Genomic DNA, 21,756 nt, shown 5'->3' on the forward strand with positions numbered 1-21,756 from the left:
CCCCTCAGCGTGCGGCCGCCCCCGAGAACACCTGCGCGGCCGGGGCGACGATGACGTAGCCGCCGCAGGGGGCGGTGCGGGTGATGACCGCGCTCGCCACGCCCCACACGTAGGTGCCGCGCCGATCCTGCGCGACGACGGGGCCGCCGGAATCGCCGAAGCAGATCCGGGCGCCGTCGGCCCGGGCGATGGTGAGCCCCGTGCTCGTGGCCGCCACCGGCGTCAGGGCCGCGGTGCGCAGCCGCCCGACCCCGCGCCCCGACAGGCCGGCCCCCGCCACCCGCAGCCGGCCCGGCACGCGGCTCGGGTCGCTCGCCAGCGGCACGGGCTTGCGGTCGCGCACCGGCTCGGTCAGCCGCAGCACCGCGAGGTCGAGGGACAGGTCGGCGAGGCTGAGGTTCGGGGCGGCGTTCGGCAGCATCTCCCCGGGATCTGGGCTGTAGCGAGCCGCCACCCGGGCGGCGTAGACCGGCCGCACCGGCTCGGTGCCGCGGAAGAACACGATCAGCGCGCCGAGCGGATCGCCGTTGACGCAGTGCGCGGCGGTCAGGATCAGGTCGGGGGCGATCAGGATCCCGGAGCAGCGCGTGAGCTTCAGCGCGTCCTCGGGCTGGGTGATCGTGCCGATGCCGACGGTCGCCTGACTGAGCGCGTCGCGCCCGGCCGGCGCCCCGCCGTCGATCGCCGCCACCGGCGTCGCCGCGAGCAGCCCGGCGGCCAGAGCGAGGCCGCGCAGGCAGCCCCCGATCTTCGCGTGTCCGCTCACGTCCGCGCCTCTCCGCTCCGGTTACGATTCCAGGCCAGGATGACCGCCGGAGGGGCTGCCGCCAAGCGGGCGCGGAGCCGCGGACGGGTCAACTCTCCCGCATCGGGGCGGGCAGCGTGCGCAGGTCGACCGGCATGTCCGGATCGATCTCGCCGACGAGCGCGGGCTTCGGGTCGTAGCGGTCGGCGATGCTCTCAAGCGCCGCGACGGCGTCGGCGTTGACGCCCCAGCGGGAGACCGTGGCGGCGAAAGCCCGCGTCGTCATCAGCGTCACGGGGAAATCGACGTCGAGGAACAGGGTGGCGACCTTGCGGTCTTCGTAGAGCACAACCGCCGAGGCCGTCTCCGTCGGCTGCCACCGGCCGACGAATTCGCGCAGCGCCTGCTCGCCGGAATTGCGCAGCGCCGATTTCAGCAGCGCGTCCCGCTCCGGCGCCGCCGGCCGGGCGCGCAGGGCCTGCACGCCGATCCCGGTCACGGTCTCCACCCGCTGCACGGCCTCCCCGAGCGCGGCGAGCCACGCGGCGATCTCCGGCGCGAAGGGCTTCGATGCGTCGCCGATGACCTCGTCCTCGATCCGGTCGACGAGGACGATCCGGCGGTTGAGGCCGCGCAGGGTATCGAGCAGCCCGGCCGCGGCGAGCCGGATCAGCGGCCCGGCATCCGCGACGACGATCGGCTGGCGGTCGGCGTGGGCGATCACGGCGCCGGCTTGTCGACGACCGTCCACGTGGTGGTGCCGTCCTTGTTGTCCTTCACGGCCACGCCCATCGCGGTCAGCGCGTCGCGGGCCCGGTCGGAGGCAGCCCAATCCTTGGCGGAACGGGCGGCCCGGCGCTCGGCGATCAGCGCCTCGACCGCGGCCACGTCGATCCCGGAGGCCGCCACCCGCGCGCCCTCGCGTTCGGAGCGCGTCTGCCCGAGGAAGCCGAGCAGGTTCGCCCCGGCCCGCAGCGCGCCGGGTGCGTCGAGCCGGTGCAGCTCGGCCAGCGCCGCCGGGGTGTTGAGATCGTCGAGCAGCGGCTCCAGCACGGCGTCCGGCACTGCTTGGTCAGCCGGCACGTCCCCGGCCAGCGCGTACCAGCGCTCCAGCGTCCGTCCCGCCTCGTCGAGGGCGCGCAGGGTCCAATCGATCGGCTGACGGTAGTGCGTGCGCAGCATCGCGAGGCGCACCACCTCCCCCGGCCAGTCGGCCAGCACCTGCCGGATGGTGACGAAGTTGCCGAGGGATTTCGACATCTTCTCCCCCTCCACCTGGAGGAAGCCGTTGTGCATCCACACGTTGGCCATCACCGGCGTGCCGAAGCAGCAGCGCGACTGCGCCACCTCGTTCTCGTGGTGGGGGAAGATCAGGTCGATGCCGCCGGCGTGGATGTCGAAGGTTTTTCCAAGGTGCTTGGCCGACATCGCCGAGCACTCGATGTGCCAGCCCGGACGCCCCGGCTCGGCGATCCCGCAGGGCGAGGGCCAGGACGGCTCGCCGATCTTCGACGGCTTCCACAGCACGAAGTCGAGCGGCGAGCGCTTGTAGGGCGCGACCTCGACCCGGGCGCCGGCCTCCATCTCGTCCAGCGGCCGCTTCGACAGCCGGCCGTACTCGGGCATCGACGGCACGTCGAACAGCACGTGCCCGTCCGCGACGTAGGCGTGGCCGGCGGCCACCAGTCCCTCGATCATCGCGGCCATCTCGGCGATGTGGTCGGTCGCCCGCGGCTCGACGAACCGGGGCGGCTGGCCGGGCACGTTCACGTCGTCCGGCATCAGCACGCCGAGGTCGCGCACGTCGCGGTGGAACTGGGCGAGCGTCCCGTCGGTCAGTTCGCGGATCGAGATGCCGCGCTCGGCCGCGCGCGCGTTGATCTTGTCGTCCACGTCGGTGACGTTGCGGGCGTAGGTGACGTGCGCCGGCCCGTAGAGGTGGCGCAACAGCCGGAACAGCAGGTCGAAGACGATGATCGGCCGCGCGTTGCCGATATGGGCGGCGTCGTAGACCGTCGGGCCGCAGGCGTAGAGGCGCACGTTGCCGGGCTCGATCGACGCGAACGCCTCCTTGGCCCCCGCCAGCGTGTTGTAGAGCCGCAACATCGGCGCCATGAAACCCATCCTCCCGGCGCCCGGAGCCCGCCCGGCCCGGCGCCCCGGCCCGAAAAACCGTCCCTGCCCGCAACGACCTAACCGCCGGCCGCGCCCGACCGCGGCGAAACCGTGGCGGCGCGCGCGGGCTCCGCCGCGGCCCCTGTTGCGCCGCCGCGACGGTGCCGGGTGCCCGACCGGGCTAACCCAAATGCGTGAGGATTTCGAGAAGGCCCGCGGCCCGGAAGCGCCCCGGACGGATCGGTAAGGCTTCCTTAACCGCGCCGTCGGAGCGTCCCGCACCGAGATCGTCACGCCGCTGACACCGAGAAGTAAGGACAGTTCATGCGACGCCCGGTTGCCGGACCCTTCGCCCTCGCCGCCGCCCTCGCCGCGGCCTGTCTCGCGCAGCAGGCGCTTGCAGGCGGCGACGGCGAGACCCCGGCCAGGACCGCGCCGGCCGCGCCGCACGTCGAGAAGACCTTCCTGATCCCGTCGAGCGACGGCTACGGGGTGGGCGAGTGCCTCACCACCCCCGGCAGCGAGTGCGGCCAGACGGTCGCCAACGCGTGGTGCGAGGCGCAGGGCTACGCCGCTGCCGGCTCCTACGGCGTCGCCGCCGCCGACGAGTATACCGGCGCCATCGACCGGCCGGCCGTGACCAAGCCGGCCGATCGCCCGATCCGCATCACCTGCCAGGACTGATGTTTCCGCGACTTTCGCGCCCGGCTTGCCGGGTGCGTCAGGGCCGATCCACACCGTCGATCCCCCGGCGTCGATGACACGACACCGGAGCTCGGCCGCTCACCCCTTCATGAAGTCCGCGCATTTCGGCGCCGCCTCGGTGCCCCAGGGCGCCAGCGGCACCGCCGAGGTCGAGTTCTTGGGCGAGCCCTGGATCACCTTGTCGGAGTAGACCATGTAGATCAGCGTGTTGCGCCGCGCGTCGCAGCCGCGCACGATCTGCATCGATTTGAAGATCAGCGACCGCCGCTCGCTGAACACCACCTCGCCCTGCTTGAGCTTGTCCTTGAACTGGATCGGCCCGGTCTGTCGGCAGGCGAGCGAGATGTCCGAGACGTCCTCGGCGATCCCGAGGGTGCCCTTGATGCCGCCCTTCTCGGGCTGGGTGTACCAGCAGGCCACCCCCGACACCGCCGGGTCGTCGATGCCGTAGACGACGAGCTTGTCGTTGGGCGTCAGCGGCCGCCAGACCGTGGACTTGTCGAAGATCCGATCCGGCTCCTGCGCCGCGGCCGGCCCTGCCGCGAGCGCCGTCGCGAGCCCGAGAGCGACCCCAACATAGGTGAGACTGCGAAACCACATGCCGACCGATTCCCCGCCCAAGCTTGTGCGGGGGGATGTAGGAGGGGTGTCGCCGGTCCGCGAGGGGGGGTAAAAACAGCGGGCTTCGTCCGAACCGCCCCGGCGGCCCGGATGGAGCCGCGCAGCCAACGAAACCCGCCATGCAGCCGACGCGTCCCCTGCCGTTCGTCCGCACCCTCCGCCGCGCGGTGCGCGCAGCCCTGGCGCTGGGCCTGTCCGCGGGTCTCCTCGCCGCGGCCGCCACGACGCCCGTCCGGGCGCAGACGGAGCCCGCCGAGCCGCCCGCGGCGGCGCCCGCACCCGCGCCGCAGCTCCCCTCCCCCGCCTGCCGCCGCTACCGGGCCGAGTTGGCCTCCGTCCAGAGCGGCGTCAGCGCCACCCGGGCCCTCCAGGACGAGATCGGCCGCCTGCAGGCCTATTTCCGCAGCCTCAACTGTGAGGGCGGCAAGTTCCTGTTCTTCGACACGCGGCCCCCGCAATGCGCGGCCGTGGAGCAGCGCATCCGGGCCCTGAATGCGACCTACGGCGGCGCGGTGATCGAGGACAACGGCGCGCGGCGGCGCGAATTGCAGGGGCTCGTCGCGGCCCATTGCCCGGCGCGTGAGACCGTGGCCGGATCCGGAGAGGCCCATGCCCGCGGCGGATCGCAGGTGATCTGCGTGCGCACCTGCGACGGCGGCTTCTTCCCGATGAAGAACCTGCCCGAGGGCCGCGGCGGCGCCGACGAGATGTGCCAAGCGCTCTGCCCCGGCACCGAGGCGGTCGCCTACTCGATGCCGAACGGGGACGAGGCTCTGCGGCAGGCGGCCACGATCAAGGGCAGCCACGCCTACACGAGCCTCGCCAACGCCTTCAAGTTCCGCAAGGCGTTCGTGCCGAACTGCTCGTGCAAGCCGGACGGCAAGAGCTGGGCGCAGTCGCTGGCCAAGGCGGAGAGCATGCTGGTCCGGCACAAGGGCGACATCTTCGTCACGCCGATGCAGGCCGAGGCGCTGTCGCGGCCGAAGGTCCGCCTCACCCTGGTCGGCCGCGCCGACCGGACCGCCGCCGAGCTCGCCGCCGACGCCGCCGGCCGCGCCGGGATCGAGGCCAAAGGGGATGTGAAGGGGGATGCGAGGGGCACGACCGGGGATGCCAAGCCTGCGGGCGACGGAGCGGCCAAGCCCGATCACGTCGCCGTGCGCCTGATCGCTCCCGACGTGGTGGCGGTGCCGGCGCGCCTCACGCCCTGACGGGCATCCGGGGAACCCATCTCGACCGCACGGGGTTCGGGTCGGCTCGTTCCGAACCGAGAGTCCCGATGCGACGCTCCCGCCTGATCCTGCTCGCCGGCACGGTCCTGCCGGGCCTCGTCCTGACGCAGCTCGGCGCGCGCGCCGACCGGCTCCTGCTCGCGCAAGGCGGCCCGGAGGAGCGCGGCCCGCGCGGCGGCGAGCCTCCGCACGGCGGCCCGCGGCCGGGTTCCGACCGTGCCGGACCCGAGCGCGGTCCCCCGCCCGCCGCCCGCGAGCGCCCCGAGCCGCGCGAGCGTCCGGAGCCGCGCGAACGTCCGGAACCGCGGCCCGAGCGGCCGGCCCCGGCTCCGCGGGAGCGATCGGCCCCCCGCGAGGAGGCGCCCCGGCCACCGTCGCAGGAGCGGCCTGCCCCGCAGCGCCCGGCGCCGCACGCCCCGGACCCGGAGCGGCGCGCCCCGCAGGAGCGTCCCGACAGGCCCGAGCGACCGGATCGTCCGGAGCGGCCCGCGCCCGAGCAGCGGCGCGTCCCGGATCGTCCCGCGCCCGACCGGCAACCCGCCGAGCGGCCATCCAGCGACCGGGACGAGCGACCGCCGGCGCCCCGCGCCGCGCCCGAACGGCCGGACGCCCCGGCGCCGCGCGCTCGCGAACCGGACCGCGCCGCCCCGCCCTCCGCCCGCGAAGCCCAGCCCCCGCGCGACGCGCCCGTCCCGCGCACGGCGCCCGCGCAGCAGACCCCGGATGCCGCGCCGAATGCTGCTCCCGGCCGCCCGGCCCAGCGGCCCGAGGCGGAGTCGGGCGCGCGCCCGAATACCGGGCCGGGACAGCCCACGCCTCCCGGCACGGAGCCCGGCCGGCCGACGCCGCCCAACATGGCCCCCGGCGTTCCCGGTCGCCCCGTCCAGCGCCCCGATGCCGAGCCCGGCCGGCCGCGCCCGAATGCCGGGCCGGGGCAGCCCACGACCCCCGGCGCCGAACCCGGCCGGCCGACGCCGCCCAACATGGCCCCCGGCGTGCCGGGGCGGCCGTTCCAGCCGCCGGGCGAGCCGCCGCAGGGGCTTGGTCCGGGAACGATCCCGGTGCCGGGACAAGGTGCCGGCCAGACACCGCCCCCCGGAGCCGCGCCCGGCGCGCCGATCGGCCGCGGCGGCTTCAACGTGCCCGGCCGGCCGGGCTACGTCCCCGGCGGCTTCGGCCCGAACGACGACGTGCGCAGCTACGAGCAGATCCGCCGCGACCGGCGGGAGTTCAGCGTCGACGGGCGCACCTACATCCGCGAGCCCGGCCGCATCATCGTGCGCGACCGCGACACTTACTTCATCCGCCACGACGAGAACGCGCGGTTCCGCGACCTCGACCCGCGAGGCTACCGATCTGAGCGGCGCGGGGCCGACTACGTCAGCGTCATCGACCGGCCGGGCGGCGAGCAGATCGTCACCCTCACCGACGACGACGGCCGGCTCCTGCGGCGCTATCGCCGGTTCCGCGACGGGCGCGAGGTGGTGATCATCGACAACGCCTACGGCGGTCCGCCGCGCCCGATCTACGAGGACGTGGTGGTCCTGCCGCCCCCGCCGCTGCGCATCCCGCGTGACCGCTACGTCGTCACGTATGACGGGGCGGACGAGGGCGCGGTCTACGAGGCGCTGACCGCCCCGCCGGTGGCGCCGCTCGAGCGCCGCTACAGCCTCGATCAGGTCCGCTACAGCCCGGATCTGCGGGCGCGGATGCGCTCGGTCGACATCGACACCATCACCTTCGACACCGGCTCGTTCACGGTGACGCCCGATCAGGCCGCGCGCCTCTCGATCATCGCCGCGGCGATCAACCGGGCGATCCGCGCCAACCCGCAGGAGGTGTTCCTGATCGAGGGCTACACCGACGCGGTGGGCTCGGACCTCGACAACCTGTCCCTGTCGGACCGGCGGGCGCAGTCGGTCGCCACCGTCCTGACCCAGCAGTTCCAGGTGCCGCCGGAGAACCTGACGACCCAGGGCTACGGCGAGCAGTACCTGAAGGTGAACACCCAAGGTCCGTCGCGGGAGAACCGGCGGGTGACCGTGCGGCGCATCACGCCGCTGTTGCAGCAGGGCCCCGCGCAGGAGGCGCCGCCGCGGTGAGCGCGGCAAACACGGCGCGCTTCCCTCCCGCCTTGCGTGGATGGGTCAGGGTGGAGTGGTGCCGGCCGGGGCTCGGCCGCTCCTCCTGACGTGCCCCCGACCTCAGCTCCTCGCCGCAAGTGGCGGGAGAGAGGCGTGGCGTCTCGCGTGTGACACCGCCCAACTGCCGGTTGACCTACGCCGCGTGCCGCCGCACCACCGAATGGACGGGGGAGCGGGGCGGCGATGGACGGGCGGGCGGACGAGCGGTTGATCCGGTCCGGCACGCCGGCGTTCCGGCGGACCGCGCTGGCGCTCGCCGCGGCCGGGTTCTCGACCTTCGCCGTCCTCTACGCGGTGCAGCCGCTGCTGCCGATCTTCGCCGACGATTTCGGGGTGTCGCCGGCCGAGAGCAGCCTCGCCCTGTCGCTGCCCTGCGCGCTGCTGGCGCTCGCGCTGCTCGTGGTGAGCCCGCTCTCCGAGATCTGGGGCCGCAAGCCGGTGATGCTGGCCTCGCTCCTGGCCTCGGCGGTGCTGACAATCGTCGCCGCCCTGGTGCCGGGCTGGCACGGCTTCCTGCTGCTGCGCGCGCTCGCCGGCCTCGCCGCCAGCGGCCTGCCCGCGGTGGCGATGGCCTACCTCGCCGAGGAGATGGACGCGGAGGCGATCGGCCTGTCGATGGGCCTGCTGGTGGGGGGCAACGCGCTCGGCGGCATGTCCGGCCGGCTGATCAGCGGGGTGATGGCCGACCACGTCTCCTGGCGGATCGGGCTCGCCACGATCGGCGCCCTCGCGTTCGCCGCCGCGATCGCCTTCTGGCGCTGGCTGCCGGCCTCCCGCCGGTTTCGCCCGCACCGGATGGCGTGGCGCGAGGTGCCGGGCAGCTTCGGCCACCATTTCCGCGACGCGGGCCTGCCGTGGCTGTTCGCCGAGGCCTTCCTGCTGATGGGCGGTTTCGTCTGTATCTACAACTACATCGGCTTCCGGCTGCTCGACCCGCCCTTCTCCCTGAGCCAGACGGCGATCGGCCTGATCTTCTCGGTCTACGTCGCCGGCATGGTCAGCAGCCCGGTCACCGGCGAGGTCGCCAGCCGCCTCGGCCGGCGGCGAGTGCTGTGGCTCGCCATCGGCCTCGGGCTCGCCGGTATCCTGGCCACGCTCGCCGACAACCTCGTCCTGATCGTCGGCGGCGTGGTGGCGGTCACGATCGGCTTCTTCGGCGCCCACTCGGTGGCGAGTTCCTGGGTCGGCCGCCGCGCCCTGCGCGATCGGGCGCAGGCCTCGTCGCTGTATCTCTGCCTGTACTACCTCGGCTCCTCGGTGCTCGGCACGGCCGGGGGCTGGTTCTTCGACCATGCCGGCTGGACCGGGGTGGTCGCCTTCGTCGGCGGCCTCTACGGATTGGCGCTGTTGATCGCGCTGCGCCTGTCGCGCCTCGCTCCGCTGCCGACCGCGTGAGGATCCCGATGACCGAGCGTACCCACACCGCCCACGTCGCCGAGCAGTTCGGCGCCCAGGCCGCCGCCTACGTGGCGAGCGCGGTCCACGCCGCGGGCGCCGACCTCGACCGGATCGGCGTGCTCGTCGGCGCGATGCCGGGCGCCGCGGTGCTCGACCTCGGCTGCGGCGGCGGCCACGTCGCCTTCACCGCGGCGGCGGCGGGGGCCCGCGTCACCGCCTACGACCTCTCCCCCGACATGCTCGCGGCGGTCGCGGCCGAGGCCTCCCGGCGCGGGCTCACCGGCATCGAGACCCGCCAGGGGGCGGCCGAGAGCCTGCCCTTCGCGGACGCGGCCTTCGACGCGGTGTTGACCCGCTACAGCGCGCACCACTGGCGCGACGTGCCGGCCGCCCTGGCGGAAGTCCGCCGCGTGCTCCGGCCCGGCGGGCTGCTCGTGGTCAGCGACATCGTCGCGGCGGAGGATCCGCTCCTCGACACCCATCTCCAGGCGGTGGAGCTGCTGCGCGACACCTCGCACGTGCGCGACTACCGGCTCTCCGAGTGGCGGGCGATGCTGGGGGCGGCGGGCTTCGCGCCGGGCGCCGTCCTGGAGAGCCGTCCGTACATGGAGTTCGCGACCTGGATCGCGCGGATGCGCACGCCGAACGCCCACGTCGCGGCGATCCGCGCCCTCCAGGCCGTGGCGCCGGCCGAGGTCGCGGCCCATTTCCGGATCGAGCCGGACGGCAGCTTCCTTCTGGACTCCGCGCTGATCGAGGCGCGGCCGGCCTGAGGCCGGTCCGTTGACCGGCGGGGGACACGGACCCATCTTCGGTCACGCCCGCGCCATCAGAGGAGGCCCGGCCCGCGGCCCGGGTCCGGCCGTGATACCCGCTCCTTGCTCGAACTCGTCATCGTCGCGTTCCTGATCGCGCTGAACGGCGTCTTCGCCCTCTCGGAACTCGCGGTGGTCTCGGCTCGCAAGAGCCGGCTGCGGGCGATGGCGGGGGAGCGCCGGCCCGGGGCCAAGGCGGCCCTGGCGCTCGCCGAGGAGCCCGGCCGCTTCCTCTCGACGGTGCAGATCGGCATCACCCTGATCGGCGTGCTGTCCGGGGTGGTCTCGGGCGCCGCGCTCGGCGACCGGCTCGCCCACGCCCTGATCGGGCTCGGTCTGGCGAAGGGCTGGGCCGAGCCCGTGGGCTACACCCTGGTCATCGGCACGATCACCTACCTGTCGGTGATCGTCGGCGAGCTGGTCCCGAAGCACCTCGCCCTGCGCAACCCGGAGGGGATCGCCTGCGCGGTGGCGCCGGGCATGGGGTTCGTGGCGCGGGCGGCGGCCCCGGCGGTGTGGCTGCTCGACGCCTCGACCCGGGCGGTCTTCCGGCTGATCGGACAGCACACCGACAGCGCGAGCGCCGTGACCGAGGAGGAGATCCGCAGCCTCGTGGCCGAGGCCGAGACCGCGGGGGTGATCGAGGGCGGCGAGCGGGCGATGATCGCGGGCGTGCTGCGCCTGGGCGACCGGGCGGTGCGCGGCGTGATGACCCCGCGCACCGACGTGGTCTGGATCGACTTGGCCTGCGACGAGGCGGAGATCCGCGCGCAGCTCATCGGGAGCCCGCACGCCCGGCTGCCGGTGGCCGATGGCGGCCCGGACGCGATGATCGGCGTCGTGCAGGTGCGGTCGCTGATCGGGCCGCTGTCGCGGGACGAGCCCTTCGACCTGCGCGCCCATATCCGTCCCGCGCCGGTCATCCCCGACACGGTCGACGCCCTCGATGCCCTCGACGTGCTGCGCAGGGCGCCGGTGCCGATGGCCCTGGTCCACGACGAGTACGGGCATTTCGACGGGCTCGTGACGCCGGCCGACATCCTCGACGCCATCGCCGGCGCGTTCCACTCTGAGCACGACGAGCCGGAGGCGGTGCGGCGCGCCGACGGATCGTGGCTGATCGCCGGCTCGATGCCCGCCGACGAGATGGCCGACCAGCTCGGCCTGCGCCTGCCGCAGCCCCGCGACTACGAGACCGCGGCGGGCCTCGTCATCGCCGCCCTCCAGCGTCTGCCCGCGACCGGCGAGAGCTGCGAGGTCTCCGGCTGGCGGTTCGAAGTGATCGATCTCGACGGGCGACGCGTCGACAAGCTTCTGGCGACGCGGATGGAGGAGGCGGCCTGAGCCTCAGGCCGCCTGGCCCGAGAGCCGCGCGAGCGCCCGCGCCCGCCCGATCAGCGGCAGCAGCCCGGCGAGGTCGGGCCCGTGGTCGAGGCCGGTCAGCGCGAGGCGCAGCGGCATGAACAGCGCCCGGCCCTTGGCACCGGTGCGCGCGCGGACCTCCCCCGTCCAGGTCTTCCAGGTGTCGGGGCCGAACGGCTCCGGCGGCAGGGTCTCGCGGGCGGCGGCGATCACCGCCGGCTCGGTGAGCGCCGGCTCGACCGGCCCCGCCACGACGCGCCACCACTCGCCGGCCTCCGCGACCCGGCCGAGATTGGCCCGCACCGCGAGCCAGAACGGTTCCGCGATGGCGTCCGGCACGCCGAGCGCCGCCAGCCGTCCGGCGGCCTGCGCGTGGGGCATGGCGTGCACGAGGCGGGCGTTGAGGCCGTCGAGTTCGGCCGGATCGAACCGGGCCGGCGCCCGGGAGATCTCGCCGAGATCCACCAGATCCGCCAGCGCGTCGAGGCTCTCCACCGCCCGCACCGCCTCGGCCGAGCCGGTCAGCACGGCGAGCGAGCGCACGGCCGCCGGCTCGTAGCCAGCCTCGCGCAGGCCGCGCAGCGACAGGTGCCCAAGGCGCTTCGATAGACCCTCCCCGTCCGCGGTGGTGAGCAGGTTGTGGTGCCCGAACACCGGCACCGCGGCGCCCAGCGCCTCGAAGATCTGCACCTGCACGCCGGTGTTGGTGACGTGGTCCTCGCCGCGGATCACGTGCGTGACCCCGAGGTCGGCGTCGTCCACCACGGAGGGCAGCGTGTAGAGGTAGCTGCCGTCGGCGCGGATCAGCACGGGGTCGGACAGCGAGGCGCAATCGACGTGGGCCGGCCCGCGCACGAGGTCGTCCCAGGCGACGGTGCGCGGCTCCAGCAGGAAGCGCCAGTGCGGGCGGCGCCCCTCCGCCTCCAGCGCGGCGCGCTCCTCCGCGGTGAGCGCCAGCGCGGCGCGGTCGTAGATCGGCGGCTGGCCGCGGCCGAGCTGGCGCCTGCGGCGGCGCTCCAGCTCCTCCGGCGTCTCGTAGCAGGGATAGAGCCGCCCCGCCGTCCTGAGGCGCTCGGCAGCCGCGTCGTGCGCGTCCTTGCGCGCGCTCTGGCGGGCGAACAGGTCGGGCGTGATGCCGAGCCATGCCAGATCCTCGCGGACGGCCTGCGCGAACGCCTCCGTCGAGCGCTCCGCGTCGGTGTCGTCGAGCCGCAGCAGGAAGCGGCCGCCGGTCCGGCGCGCGAACAGGGCGTTCAGGAGGGCCGGCCGGGCATTGCCGATATGGAGGTAGCCGGTCGGCGACGGAGCGAAGCGGACGAGGGTGGTGGCGAGAGTCATGGGCCGCTCTCTACCGCGCCCGCCGCCGAAGTGGATGCGGGTTCGGCCCGCATGCCCGAAAAAACCGGGCTCGACCATCCTCGCTGAAACGTGAGGCGCGGGCGGGCGTTGAGCGATCAGGTTGCGGAACCGAGAGGCCCGCGCCGCCCCCGAGACGCACATCCGGAGAGCCCGATGAGAACCGCGCTTCTCGCGATCCTCGCCTTGTCCGCCGCGGGCGCGGCGCAGGCGCAGAACGGTGAGAACACCTCCAACAAGCCGGCGCCGATCCAGCAGCCGCGACCGCCGCAGATCACGACGCCCGGCACCCCGCCCTCGACTGTCGTCGTCGGCCGGGACGGCCAGAACAGCGGTCCCGGGGCGAACGCCACGATCGCCCGGAGCGGCACTGGCGCCGAGACCGTCACCACCGATTCCGCGGTCGGCGGCAACACCCAGCAACCCACCCGGGCCGTGCCGCAGGAGGGCGGCGGCGGCGGTGGCGGCGGGGGCGGCAGCTAGCCTCCCCCGACCTGGGGCATACCGGCCTCCCCCGCCGAGCCCCTACCGTGCGGCCCCGGCGTCCGGCACAAGGCTCCCGCGGGACGACGAGGGGGTACGATGGACGAGACGGCCGACATCGCGGTGGTGGGCGGCGGCATGGTCGGCCTCGCCAGCGCCATCGCCCTGCGCGACCGGGGCCTCGACGTGGTCCTGTGCGATCCCGGCGAGGCGCGGGCACGCACCTCCTACGGCAATGCCGGCGTGGTGAGCCGCGGCTCGATTCTGCCGATGGCGAGCCCGGCCCTGTGGGGCAAGCTGCCGGCCTACCTGCGCAACGCCGATTCCGCCCTGCGCCTGCGCTACACCCACCTGCCGCGCATCCTCCCCTACGCCCTCCACTTCATGGCCGCCGCCCGGGAATCGCGCTGGCGCGCGGCCGCGGCGGCGCTGCTGCCGCTCACCGGCGCGGCCTACGGGGCGCACGAGCGTTTGGCTGCGCGGGCCGGCACCACGGACAGGCTCGGGCGCACCGGCTGGCTCAAGGTCTACCGGACGGAAGATGCCTTCGCGGCGGCGGCGCTGGAGCGGGACATCCTCGCCGGCCACGGCATCGCCTTCGAGATCCTCGACGGCGGCGCCCTGCGCGAGGCCGAGCCTGCCTTGGTGCGCCCCTTCGCCCGGGCGATGCTGCTGACCGAGACCGGCTCGGTGCGCGAGCCCGGCCGGCTGGTCGAGGCCTGCGAGGCGCTGTTCGCGGGGCTCGGCGGCCGCCGCGTGCGCGGGGCCGTTTCCGCGCTGGCGCCGGAGGGCGGGGGCTGGCGCGTCGGGCTCGGTGATCGCGCGGTCCGGGCACGGCAGGTGGTGCTGGCGGCGGGCGCCGCCTCGGGTGGCCTGGCCCACGGCCTCGGCTACCGCTTCGCGGTGGCCGCCGAGCGCGGCTACCACCGCCACTACGCGCTCCACCCGGACAGTCCGCCCCTGACCCGGCCGGTGCTCGACACCGGCGCCGGCTCGATCCTGTCGCCGATGGGCGAGGGCCGGGTGCGGGTGCTCTCGGGGGTGGAGCTGAACGCCCGCGGGGCGGCCCCCGACCACACCCAGATCGAGGCCGCCTCCCGCGAGGCGGCCGGCACCCTGCGCCTCGGTGGGCCCCTCGACAACGAGCCCTGGCTCGGCTCGCGCCCGGCGACGCCCGACGGGATGCCGGTGATCGGCCGGGCGCCGCGGCACGACGGGCTGATCTTCGCCTTCGGCCACGGCCATATCGGCCTCTCCACCGGGCCGATCACCGGCGAGATCGTCGCCGACCTCGCCACCGGCCGCGATCCGGCGATCCCGATCGCGCCGTTCGCGCCGGAGCGGCTGCTGCGCTGGCCGCGGCTGCTCTGAGGGCTCAGCGCCAGTCGTAGGGATCGTAGGGGTCGAGCGCCGCCCGCAGCCGCCGCAGGAGTTCGGGCTGGCGCTGGAGGGAGACCTCCCGGGCGAGCGCCCGCAGGAAGGCCCGGGGCCCGTGCTCCAGGTCGCGGCCCGGGCCGTCGTAGCGGTCGTCCGGCTCGACGTGGACGGGATTCACGGCGACGCGGTAGCCGAGCCCGCAGGTCGGCGGGTCGACGCCCAGCCGGTAGCAGATGCAGACCCGGGCGAAGGGATCCTCCGGCCGCCGCTCCACCCGGTAGCCGGCGAGGGTAAAGGCGCCGCCGCTCGCGCGCTCGGCGTAGGCCAGCGTCGCCGCGACGGTGACGTAGCCCCCGGTGCGCCGGCCGCGCACCAGCTCGACCGCCTCCCTGTCGGCCGGCACGAAGGGTTGCGCGGCGGCCGGGCCGGCGCACAGGGCCGCGAGGAGCAGGACCGGGAGCGGGCGGGTCACGGCTTCCTCATGCAGACGGCGACCGGCTGGGCGTCCTTGGCCTGCTTGGCGGTGAGGTCGATGCAGGCGACGGTGGCGACGCCGTCGGTGACGCTGACGGAGGGGACCACCGCCATGCCGCGGCAATAGGCGCCGATCAGCTCCTCGTCCCGGCGGCAGGCGACGTCGAGGCGGACCTGCGCGTTCATCGCCGGCCCGGCGGGACCGCGCTCGCCGGCAGGACCCTGGTCGCCGGTGGCCCCGCGCGCACCGGTGGCGCCGTTGAGGCCCGGCGGCCCCTGCGGCCCGGGCGGGCCCTGCTCGCCCTTCGGCCCCTGCGGCCCGGCCGGCCCCGGCTTCGACTCGCCGCAGGCGCCGAGCGCGAGCGCCAGGAGCAGGGTGGCCGCCAGGACCGGTCTCATCGCCACTCCGGAGCTTTTTCTGGATGAGCGCCCGGCATTCGCGGATCGCCCTTCCGGCGAAGTGGCACCGCCGACCCAGCGGTCAAGCTGCGGAAAAAATCCGAACCGATCAGTCGTCGCGGTAGACGCGCTCGCGGCGCTCGTGGCGCTCCTGGGCCTCCAGGGAGAGGGTGGCGATCGGCCGTGCGTCGAGGCGCTTCAGCGAGATTGGCTCGCCGGTCTCCTCGCAGTAGCCGTAGGAGCCGTCCTCCAGCCGGGCGAGCGCCGCGTCAATCTTGCCGGTGAGCTTGCGTTGCCGGTCGCGGGCGCGCAGCTCGATCGCCCGGTCGGTCTCGGAGGAGGCGCGGTCGGCGAGGTCGGGATGGTTCTCGTTCTCGCTCTGGAGCGCCACCAGCGTGTCCTGCGCCTCGCGCAGGATCTCGCCTTTCCAAGTCAGGAGCTTGCGCCGGAAGTATTCGCGCTGCCGGTCGTTCATGAAGGGCTCGTCGTCGGACGGAGCGTAGCCGTCCTCCAGCGTCACCTTCGCCATGCGTCGCCCTCACTCGAAAGGAACAGCCGGTGTGCGGCGATAACGTGAGGTGCCGTATAGTCGACGCGCTGTGCTGCTACAACGCGTGCCGGCGTCAACGCGGGACTGGTGATGCACTGCGCCGACGCGTGCGGCATGGCTGCCACGGTGCGCCGCCTCAATGTCCCCGCCCCTCGCGCAACCGGTTGACGTCGGCGGCGATCTCGGCCGTCAGGACGCGGGCCACGGGGAATCTGTAGTGGCTCTGGTCGAAGAACTGGTCCGGGTCTCGCGCCTCGGGCCGGCCGTCGCGCCAGTCGACGACGGCGCTGAGGGGATGCGCGGCGAGCGCACCGCGGATCGCGGCACGGCAGGCCGTCTCGGCCGCGGCGCGGGGGCTGCCGGCGGGGGGCTCGGCCGCGGCGTAGACGGGCGGGAACACCAGCACCACGGGCGTTGCGGCCGGCACGCGCGCGAGCTCGGCCCGCAACCGCGCCGCCACCGGGAACGGCCCGGCGCGATGGGGCTCGGTCTCCCTACCCACGGGCCGGTCGAGGCGCGCCTTGAGGGCGGGGTCGAGGCCGAAGCCCTGGCGGAGGTAGTCCGGCTCGTAGTTCCACCAGCCGTCGGCGGCGGCCCGCTTGGGCTTCGCGCGCAGCAGCCAGCCGATGCGGTTGACCGTCTCCTGGGCGGCCGAGAAGCGGGCGAGCCCGCGCAGGTAGGCCGGCCAGTCGCCGACCAACCAGAACGGGAACGGGTGCTCGCTCGGGAAGGCCGGGTCGTCGGCGCACCAGAAGGCGTCGGCGGCGAGCACGATCGCGTCCGGGCGAGGATGGTGGCGCAGGAACCAGCCGAGCAGGGCGAACTGCTCGGCCGGCCCGGTGGCGGGAACGCTAAGCTGGACGAAGGGCACACCGGTGAGCCGTGTCAGCTCGGCGGGCTCAACGAGCTGGATGTGCGAGTTGCCGATCACCGCGCCCGCGTAGGCCGGGTCGCGCCCCCGGACGGCGGAGGCGGTGCGCGGCCCCTGCGGGCGCACGGCCCCGCGGGAGAGCAGGCCGACGCGGCCGGTGTCGTAGGGATCGACGAGCACGGCGAGCGCGAGGTAGCCCGCGAGCAACCCCAGGGCGGTCAGCACCAGAGCCCGCGCGAAGCCGCGCCAAGCCCGGTCGGAGGGGGGCGCCGCGCCGCTCATCCTTAGAACTGGAAGTAGATGAACTCGTAGTTCGCGTCGTCGCCGATCTTCAGCAGGACGAGCACGAACAGGAGCGCGAAGCCGAAGGCGAGGCTCCGCCGCGGCGGGAGGCGGTGCACCGCCGTCCAGGCGGTGGGGCCCAGCATGGCGACGAGGGCCGCGACCGCGATGGTGCGCCACTTGAAGCCCGACCCCGCCGGGGCGAGGCCGAACAACCCCTTGTAGATCGCCAGGGCGGCCTCGAAGGAGGTGGCGCGGAACAGCACCCAGGTCAGCGCGACGAAGGCGGCGGTGAGCGCCCAGCCGAGGGGCGTCGGCACCCGCAGCCGCGCCCGGTGGGCGAGCACGCCCGCGCCGAGGCCGGCGCCGTGCAGCGCCCCCCAGGCGAGGAAGGTCAGCCCCGCCCCGTGCCAGAGGCCGCCGAGCGCCATGGTCGCGAACAGCGCCCCCACCTGCCGCGGCAGGCCGCGGCGGTTGCCGCCGAGCGGGATGTAGAGGTAGTCGCGCAGGAACCGCGACAGGGTCATGTGCCAGCGCCGCCAGAAGTCGCGCAGCGACGTGGCGCGGTAGGGCGCGTCGAAATTCTGCGGCAGAACGAGGCCGAACAGCAGCGCGATCCCAAGCGCCATGTCGGTGTAGCCGGAAAAGTCGAAGTAGATCTGGAAGGTGAAGCCCAGCGTCGCCTGCCACGCCTCGGCCACGGTGACGGCCTTCCCGGCCGCGGCCGCCTGGAACACCGGGTTGACGTAGCTGGCCAAGGGATCGCCGAGGAACACCTTCTTCGACAGGCCGACGATCAGCAGCATCAGGCCGCGGGCGAAGCGCTCGGCCGCGTCCGGCCGCGCATAGGGGCGCTCGTCGAACTGGTGCAGGATCTCGCTCCAGCGCACGAGCGGGCCGGCGAGCACCTGCGGGAAGAAGGCGATGTAGAGGGCATACTTCGTGAGCCCGAAGGACGGCGCCCGGCCGGCCCTCAGGTCGGCGAGGTACATGATGTGATGGAAGGTGAAGAACGAGATGCCGAGCGGCAGGGCGAGGCCGAGCCGCGGCGCCTCCAGCCCGGGGATCAGGTTGGCGAGATCGGCGAAGAAGTCGAGGTACTTGAAGAGTGCGAGCAGGGCGAGGTTGGCAGCGATCGCCGCCGGGATAAGCCAGCGGCCGGGATGCCGCCGGCAGAGCCGCGCCACGAGCCAGTTCGCGAGGATCGAGCCGGCCAAGAGCGGCACGAAGCGCGCGTCCCACCAGCCGTAGAAGGAGAAGGACAGGAGGACGAGGAGCGGCAGCCGCCACGTCGGCGCCGCCCGCTCCACGAGGACGTGGAGCAGCAGGGCGGCCGGCAGGAAGGCGAGCAGGAAGACGAAGGAGTTGAACAGCATCGGGCGGGCGCCGCGCTCCTGTCGCCCGGGGCGGCGCCTTGTCGGGGATCGGGCCGCCCCCGTCAATTGTGGACCTTGGCGCGGTCTCAGGCGGCCCGGCGCACCGCTTCGATCGTCAGGCCGAGACCGACCGAGCCGAAGGTATCGCCCGCCACGACGCGCGCGCCGGGCAAGGCCGCGTTCAGCGCGGCGCGCAGGTGCGGCAGGCCGGTCGAGCCGCCGGTGAGGAACAGGGCGTCGACCCGCTCCGCCGGGATCCCGGCCTGCACGAGGCAGCGCCCGATCCGCGCCGCCACCGCCCGGGCGAGGTCGCCGGTCTGCGCGGCGAGGCTGTCGCGGTCGACCCGCGCCACGAGGTCCGGCTCGATCAGTCCGAGGTCGAGATCCGCCGCGCCCGCCTCGGAAGCGCCGATCTTGGCCCCCTCGACGATCCCGGCCAGCGCGTGGCCGCGCTCGCCCTCCACCGCCTCGCGCAGCCGCCCGACGAGGTTCGGCCGGGCGCAGTCGCGCACCACCTCCTCGATCTCGCGCAGGGTCTTGCCGTTGTAGAGGCGGTTGATCGCCGACCACGTGGCGAGGTCGTGATAGTAGGCGTTCGGCACCGCGAGGTCGCCGCGCCGCATCGGGCTGCCGAGGCCCAAGAGCGGCATCACCGTGCCGAGGCTGAGCTGCCGGTCGAAATCGATGCCGCCGATGCGCACGCCGTCGTTGGCCAGGATGTCGCCGGCCCGGTCCGGCCGTCCCCGGCGCTCGGGGGACAGGCGGACGATCGAGAAGTCCGAGGTGCCGCCGCCGATATCGGCGATCAGCGCGATCTCCTCCGCGCTCACCGCCCGCTCGTAGTCGAGGGCGGCGGCGATCGGCTCGTACTGGAAGGAGACGTCGCGAAAACCCACGTCCCGGGCGATGGCGCGCAGGGTCTCCTCCGCACGCCGGTCGGCCGCCGCGTCGCTGTCGACGAAGTGGACCGGGCGTCCGTGCACCACCGTGTCGAGGCTCTGCCCGGCCTGCGCCTCTGCCCGCGCCTTCACCGCGGCGAGGTAGCGGGCGATCACGTCGCGCAGCCGCAGGCGCTCGCGCCCGAGCGGCGTCGTCTCCTCCATCAGCGGCGTGCCGAGCACCGATTTCAGCCCGCGCATCAGCCGCCCCGGCCGCCCGCCGGCGTAGGCGGCAGTGGCCGCGCGGCCGATCTCGGGCTCGCGGCGGGGCTCGAAGAAGATCGCGCTCGGCACCGTCAGATGCGCATCCTCCAGCGGCAGCAGGACCGGTCCGGTTGGACCGAGGTGACCGAGCGTCGTGTTCGACGTGCCGAAGTCGAGGCCGCAGGCCGCCATCGCGCTGTGCTGTCCGGTTCGTGTCGGGAGGGGCGTGGCGCTTACAGGGCCGGGGCCGTGCGGTCCAGCGCGGGATTGCGTGCACAGGCTGTGGGCGACGGATGCCCGCCCGCCCCTCGGCGCGTTGCCCGTGATAGGAGGGCCGGATGCGCTGCGACATCGATCTCGGGCTGACGGGCGACCGCCCGGCGCTCCTCGACCTGACCGAGCTGCTCGCCACGCGGCTCCTCGTCCAGGGCAATTCCGGCTCCGGCAAGTCGCACCTGCTGCGGCGCCTGCTGGAGGAGAGCGCCGGCCACGTGCAGCAGGCGGTGATCGACCCCGAGGGCGACTTCGCGAGCCTCAGTGACCGCTACGGCCACGTGGTGGTCGAGGCGGACGGCGACGAGGCGAGCCTGCAGCGCATCGCCGCGCGGGTGCGGGTCCACCGGGTCTCCGTGGTGCTGTCGCTGGAGAACCTCGACGCCGACGGTCAGATGCGGGCGGCGGCGGCCTTCCTCGGCGGCCTGTTCGACGCCGACCGCGACCATTGGTATCCGATGCTGGTGGCGGTGGACGAGGCGCAGCTCTTCGCTCCCGCCGCCGCGGGCGAGGTCTCGGACGAGGCCCGCCGCCTGTCGCTCGGGGCGATGACCAACCTGATGTGCCGCGGGCGCAAGCGGGGGCTCGCCGGAATCATCGCCACGCAGCGGCTCGCCAAGCTCGCCAAGAACGTCGCGGCCGAGGCGTCGAATTTCCTGATGGGGCGCACCTTCCTCGACATCGACATGGCGCGCGCCGCCGACCTTCTCGGCCTCGAACGGCGCCAAGCGGAGACCTTTCGCGATCTCCCGCGCGGCCACTTCGTCGCCCTGGGCCCGGCGCTCTCCCGGCGACCGATGACGATCGCGGTCGGGCCGACGCAGACGGTGAGCCGCTCGTCCTCGCCGGTGCTGGTGCCCCTGCCCGACCCGACCGAGGATGTCCGCGCGCTGATCCTCGCGGCGGATCCGGCGGCGGAGGCGCTGCCGCCGCCGCGCCCGCGTCCCCGGCCGACGCCGACACCGGACGTGCTTGTGCAGCTCGCCAATTACCGCCCACCGACTCCGGCCGAGGAGCCGGAGGAGGAACCGATGGACCCGGCCGAGCGGGAGACGATCCTGGCCGAGATCCTGGCCTCGGTGCTGGCCGACGCGGACGCCGCCGCCTGCACGCCGGCGACCCTCTACCAGGACTTCACCGTCCGCTGCCGCATCCGCCGGGTGCGCGGCGAAGCGATGGGGCTGCCCGAGTTCAAGCGCCGCCTCGCGGTGGCCCGGGCCGAGGCCGGCGGCACGGTGGCCGACGGCTCGACCTGGGAGCGGGCGCAGAGCGTCGCGGCCGGGCTGCCGGACGACCTCGCCGGCCTGTTCCTCGTCGTCGCCCGCGCGGCGATCGAGGGCGCCCCCTGCCCCACCGACACGGCGCTGGCGGAAGCCTACGGCACCAGCTCCGGCGGGCGCGCCCGGCGGATGCTCGCCTACTTGGAGGAGCGCGGCGCCATCGTCACCCGGCGCGACCTGCGCGGTGCGCCGATCATCGCGGTGCCGGATCTCGGGGTGGAGACGGGACCGGGCGAGCCGCAGCCGGCGGCGGGAGGCCTGCGGCGGCGCGCCTGAGCGCGGCTCACGCGCCGCGCCGGGTCTCCAGCTTGGCGAGTTCCACCGCGGCGCGCAGCTCGATCTCGGCCATGAGCCCGTCGAGGCGCGGGTCGCCGGAGGAGCCGGCGCGCTCGGCCAGCCGCCCGGCCACGGCGCGCAGGTCCGAGGCCGCCACCCGGCCGCCGAGGAGCGCGGCCTTCAGCCGGTCGAGCCCGTCGAGCAGGTCGTGGCCGCGGCGGGCGGTGCGGCGGCGGCGCTCCTCCGGCGTATCGGCCTCGGCCTGGAGGAGCAGCACCGCGTCGAGGCCGGCCAGCGTCGCCGCGGCGGCGGGCGCGGCGCTGCCGGCCGTCTCCAGCGCCGCGCCGAGGCGGAAGCCGCCCCCGCCCGCGGCCGGGCGCCCGCCCGCGACGGGGCCCGCGTTCCGGATCGGCTGGCGGGAATCGACGCGCATGGCTCTTCTGACGATGTCCGGTGAGGCGCCGACACTCGGCCGACACG

At 74.5% G+C, this 21,756-nt stretch carries 21 protein-coding genes; 9 read left to right on the forward strand and 12 right to left on the reverse strand.

Annotated features, from left to right (window positions below; all coding sequences use genetic code 11):
* Positions 1–4: 4 nt before the first annotated feature.
* The 3 genes from Q8W71_RS08195 to cysS all read right to left on the reverse strand — a co-directional run bounded on the left by Q8W71_RS08195 (position 5) and on the right by cysS (position 2,860).
* Positions 5–766 (reverse strand): trypsin-like serine protease, encoded by a 762-nt coding sequence (locus Q8W71_RS08195; protein WP_305524850.1) that lies wholly within the window; start codon positions 764–766, stop codon positions 5–7.
* Positions 767–854: 88 nt separating this feature from the next.
* Positions 855–1,469 carry a hypothetical protein gene (locus tag Q8W71_RS08200; protein ID WP_305524851.1) on the reverse strand — a complete coding sequence of 205 codons (615 nt, stop codon included), beginning with the start codon at positions 1,467–1,469 and terminating at the stop codon, positions 855–857.
* On the reverse strand, positions 1,466–2,860 hold the full coding sequence (gene cysS, locus Q8W71_RS08205) for a cysteine--tRNA ligase (RefSeq protein ID WP_305524852.1): 1,395 nt from the start codon (positions 2,858–2,860) through the stop codon (positions 1,466–1,468). Before cysS ends, Q8W71_RS08200 begins: the two co-directional genes overlap by 4 nt.
* 324 nt (positions 2,861–3,184) lie before the next feature.
* On the opposite strand from cysS, the gene Q8W71_RS08210 reads away from it, so the two are divergent.
* Positions 3,185–3,544 carry a hypothetical protein gene (locus Q8W71_RS08210; RefSeq protein ID WP_305524853.1) on the forward strand — a complete coding sequence of 120 codons (360 nt, stop codon included), beginning with the start codon at positions 3,185–3,187 and terminating at the stop codon, positions 3,542–3,544.
* Positions 3,545–3,643: 99 nt separating this feature from the next.
* Here Q8W71_RS08210 and Q8W71_RS08215 read toward each other — a convergent pair whose 3' ends face one another.
* Positions 3,644–4,165 carry a CreA family protein gene (locus Q8W71_RS08215; protein ID WP_305524854.1) on the reverse strand — a complete coding sequence of 174 codons (522 nt, stop codon included), beginning with the start codon at positions 4,163–4,165 and terminating at the stop codon, positions 3,644–3,646.
* A gap of 140 nt (positions 4,166–4,305) precedes the next feature.
* On the opposite strand from Q8W71_RS08215, the gene Q8W71_RS08220 reads away from it, so the two are divergent.
* The 5 genes from Q8W71_RS08220 (at position 4,306) to Q8W71_RS08240 (ending at position 11,119) form a co-directional block, all read left to right on the forward strand.
* Positions 4,306–5,397, forward strand: a complete 1,092-nt coding sequence (locus Q8W71_RS08220; protein ID WP_305524855.1) for a DUF2865 domain-containing protein — start codon at positions 4,306–4,308, stop codon at positions 5,395–5,397.
* 68 nt (positions 5,398–5,465) lie between these two features.
* On the forward strand, positions 5,466–7,520 hold the full coding sequence (locus tag Q8W71_RS08225; RefSeq protein WP_305524856.1) for an OmpA family protein: 2,055 nt from the start codon (positions 5,466–5,468) through the stop codon (positions 7,518–7,520).
* Between the two features lie 225 nt (positions 7,521–7,745).
* A complete protein-coding gene (locus Q8W71_RS08230; RefSeq protein ID WP_305524857.1) occupies positions 7,746–8,957 on the forward strand; it encodes an MFS transporter in 1,212 nt (403 codons plus the stop codon).
* An 8-nt stretch (positions 8,958–8,965) separates the two neighbouring features.
* Positions 8,966–9,733, forward strand: a complete 768-nt coding sequence (locus Q8W71_RS08235; protein WP_305524858.1) for a class I SAM-dependent methyltransferase — start codon at positions 8,966–8,968, stop codon at positions 9,731–9,733.
* Positions 9,734–9,838: 105 nt separating this feature from the next.
* Positions 9,839–11,119 (forward strand): hemolysin family protein, encoded by a 1,281-nt coding sequence (locus Q8W71_RS08240; protein WP_305524859.1) that lies wholly within the window; start codon positions 9,839–9,841, stop codon positions 11,117–11,119.
* A gap of 3 nt (positions 11,120–11,122) precedes the next feature.
* On the opposite strand, the gene gltX is transcribed toward Q8W71_RS08240, so the two are convergent.
* Positions 11,123–12,475, reverse strand: coding sequence for a glutamate--tRNA ligase (gene gltX / locus Q8W71_RS08245; RefSeq protein WP_305524860.1), 1,353 nt, complete (start codon positions 12,473–12,475; stop codon positions 11,123–11,125).
* Positions 12,476–12,649: 174 nt separating this feature from the next.
* On the opposite strand from gltX, the gene Q8W71_RS08250 reads away from it, so the two are divergent.
* Together Q8W71_RS08250 and Q8W71_RS08255 are read left to right on the forward strand one after the other, a co-directional pair.
* Positions 12,650–12,976, forward strand: coding sequence for a hypothetical protein (locus tag Q8W71_RS08250; RefSeq protein WP_305524861.1), 327 nt, complete (start codon positions 12,650–12,652; stop codon positions 12,974–12,976).
* 99 nt (positions 12,977–13,075) lie between these two features.
* Positions 13,076–14,347, forward strand: coding sequence for an NAD(P)/FAD-dependent oxidoreductase (locus Q8W71_RS08255; RefSeq protein ID WP_305524862.1), 1,272 nt, complete (start codon positions 13,076–13,078; stop codon positions 14,345–14,347).
* 4 nt (positions 14,348–14,351) lie between these two features.
* On the opposite strand, the gene Q8W71_RS08260 is transcribed toward Q8W71_RS08255, so the two are convergent.
* From Q8W71_RS08260 to Q8W71_RS08285, 6 genes are all read right to left on the reverse strand, one after another.
* Complete coding sequence (locus Q8W71_RS08260) at positions 14,352–14,825, reverse strand: hypothetical protein (protein WP_305524863.1); 474 nt, start codon at positions 14,823–14,825, stop codon at positions 14,352–14,354.
* Positions 14,822–15,226 carry a hypothetical protein gene (locus tag Q8W71_RS08265; protein ID WP_305524864.1) on the reverse strand — a complete coding sequence of 135 codons (405 nt, stop codon included), beginning with the start codon at positions 15,224–15,226 and terminating at the stop codon, positions 14,822–14,824. The genes Q8W71_RS08260 and Q8W71_RS08265 overlap by 4 nt, the downstream gene beginning before the upstream one ends.
* Positions 15,227–15,335: 109 nt before the next feature.
* The gene (dksA, locus tag Q8W71_RS08270; protein ID WP_305524865.1) at positions 15,336–15,755 is read right to left on the reverse strand and encodes an RNA polymerase-binding protein DksA; all 420 of its coding nucleotides are present in this window, start codon (positions 15,753–15,755) and stop codon (positions 15,336–15,338) included.
* Between the two features lie 157 nt (positions 15,756–15,912).
* Entirely contained in the window at positions 15,913–16,929 is a 1,017-nt protein-coding gene (locus Q8W71_RS08275) for a hypothetical protein (protein WP_305524866.1), read from the reverse strand.
* 2 nt (positions 16,930–16,931) lie between these two features.
* Entirely contained in the window at positions 16,932–18,305 is a 1,374-nt protein-coding gene (locus Q8W71_RS08280) for an MBOAT family O-acyltransferase (RefSeq protein ID WP_305524867.1), read from the reverse strand.
* 86 nt (positions 18,306–18,391) lie between these two features.
* Positions 18,392–19,639: an Hsp70 family protein gene (locus tag Q8W71_RS08285; RefSeq protein ID WP_305524868.1), complete on the reverse strand. Its 1,248-nt coding sequence runs from the start codon at positions 19,637–19,639 to the stop codon at positions 18,392–18,394.
* Between the two features lie 146 nt (positions 19,640–19,785).
* Between Q8W71_RS08285 and Q8W71_RS08290 the strand changes: the two genes are divergently transcribed.
* Complete coding sequence (locus tag Q8W71_RS08290) at positions 19,786–21,276, forward strand: helicase HerA domain-containing protein (protein ID WP_305524869.1); 1,491 nt, start codon at positions 19,786–19,788, stop codon at positions 21,274–21,276.
* 7 nt (positions 21,277–21,283) lie between these two features.
* Here the strand turns inward: Q8W71_RS08290 and Q8W71_RS08295 are convergent, their stop codons facing one another.
* Entirely contained in the window at positions 21,284–21,709 is a 426-nt protein-coding gene (locus Q8W71_RS08295; protein ID WP_305524870.1) for a flagellar assembly protein FliX, read from the reverse strand.
* Positions 21,710–21,756: the final 47 nt, after the last annotated feature.

It is taken from the genome of Methylobacterium amylolyticum (assembly GCF_030700245.1).
Classification (GTDB): Bacteria; Pseudomonadota; Alphaproteobacteria; order Rhizobiales; family Beijerinckiaceae; genus Methylobacterium.

What these genes read in the sequence shown, in the direction of transcription:
- Q8W71_RS08290 (WP_305524869.1), top strand. Translation starts at nt 19,786, where the DNA reads ATGCGCTGCGACATCGATCTCGGGCTGACGGGCGACCGCCCGGCGCTC.
- Q8W71_RS08230 (WP_305524857.1), top strand. Translation starts at nt 7,746, where the DNA reads ATGGACGGGCGGGCGGACGAGCGGTTGATCCGGTCCGGCACGCCGGCG.
- Q8W71_RS08280 (WP_305524867.1), bottom strand. Translation starts at nt 18,305, where the DNA reads ATGCTGTTCAACTCCTTCGTCTTCCTGCTCGCCTTCCTGCCGGCCGCC.
- gltX (WP_305524860.1), bottom strand. Translation starts at nt 12,475, where the DNA reads ATGACTCTCGCCACCACCCTCGTCCGCTTCGCTCCGTCGCCGACCGGC.
- Q8W71_RS08235 (WP_305524858.1), top strand. Translation starts at nt 8,966, where the DNA reads ATGACCGAGCGTACCCACACCGCCCACGTCGCCGAGCAGTTCGGCGCC.
- Q8W71_RS08285 (WP_305524868.1), bottom strand. Translation starts at nt 19,639, where the DNA reads ATGGCGGCCTGCGGCCTCGACTTCGGCACGTCGAACACGACGCTCGGT.
- Q8W71_RS08210 (WP_305524853.1), top strand. Translation starts at nt 3,185, where the DNA reads ATGCGACGCCCGGTTGCCGGACCCTTCGCCCTCGCCGCCGCCCTCGCC.
- dksA (WP_305524865.1), bottom strand. Translation starts at nt 15,755, where the DNA reads ATGGCGAAGGTGACGCTGGAGGACGGCTACGCTCCGTCCGACGACGAG.
- Q8W71_RS08295 (WP_305524870.1), bottom strand. Translation starts at nt 21,709, where the DNA reads ATGCGCGTCGATTCCCGCCAGCCGATCCGGAACGCGGGCCCCGTCGCG.
- Q8W71_RS08250 (WP_305524861.1), top strand. Translation starts at nt 12,650, where the DNA reads ATGAGAACCGCGCTTCTCGCGATCCTCGCCTTGTCCGCCGCGGGCGCG.
- Q8W71_RS08215 (WP_305524854.1), bottom strand. Translation starts at nt 4,165, where the DNA reads ATGTGGTTTCGCAGTCTCACCTATGTTGGGGTCGCTCTCGGGCTCGCG.
- Q8W71_RS08220 (WP_305524855.1), top strand. Translation starts at nt 4,306, where the DNA reads ATGCAGCCGACGCGTCCCCTGCCGTTCGTCCGCACCCTCCGCCGCGCG.
- cysS (WP_305524852.1), bottom strand. Translation starts at nt 2,860, where the DNA reads ATGGCGCCGATGTTGCGGCTCTACAACACGCTGGCGGGGGCCAAGGAG.
- Q8W71_RS08265 (WP_305524864.1), bottom strand. Translation starts at nt 15,226, where the DNA reads ATGAGACCGGTCCTGGCGGCCACCCTGCTCCTGGCGCTCGCGCTCGGC.
- Q8W71_RS08275 (WP_305524866.1), bottom strand. Translation starts at nt 16,929, where the DNA reads ATGAGCGGCGCGGCGCCCCCCTCCGACCGGGCTTGGCGCGGCTTCGCG.
- Q8W71_RS08225 (WP_305524856.1), top strand. Translation starts at nt 5,466, where the DNA reads ATGCGACGCTCCCGCCTGATCCTGCTCGCCGGCACGGTCCTGCCGGGC.
- Q8W71_RS08255 (WP_305524862.1), top strand. Translation starts at nt 13,076, where the DNA reads ATGGACGAGACGGCCGACATCGCGGTGGTGGGCGGCGGCATGGTCGGC.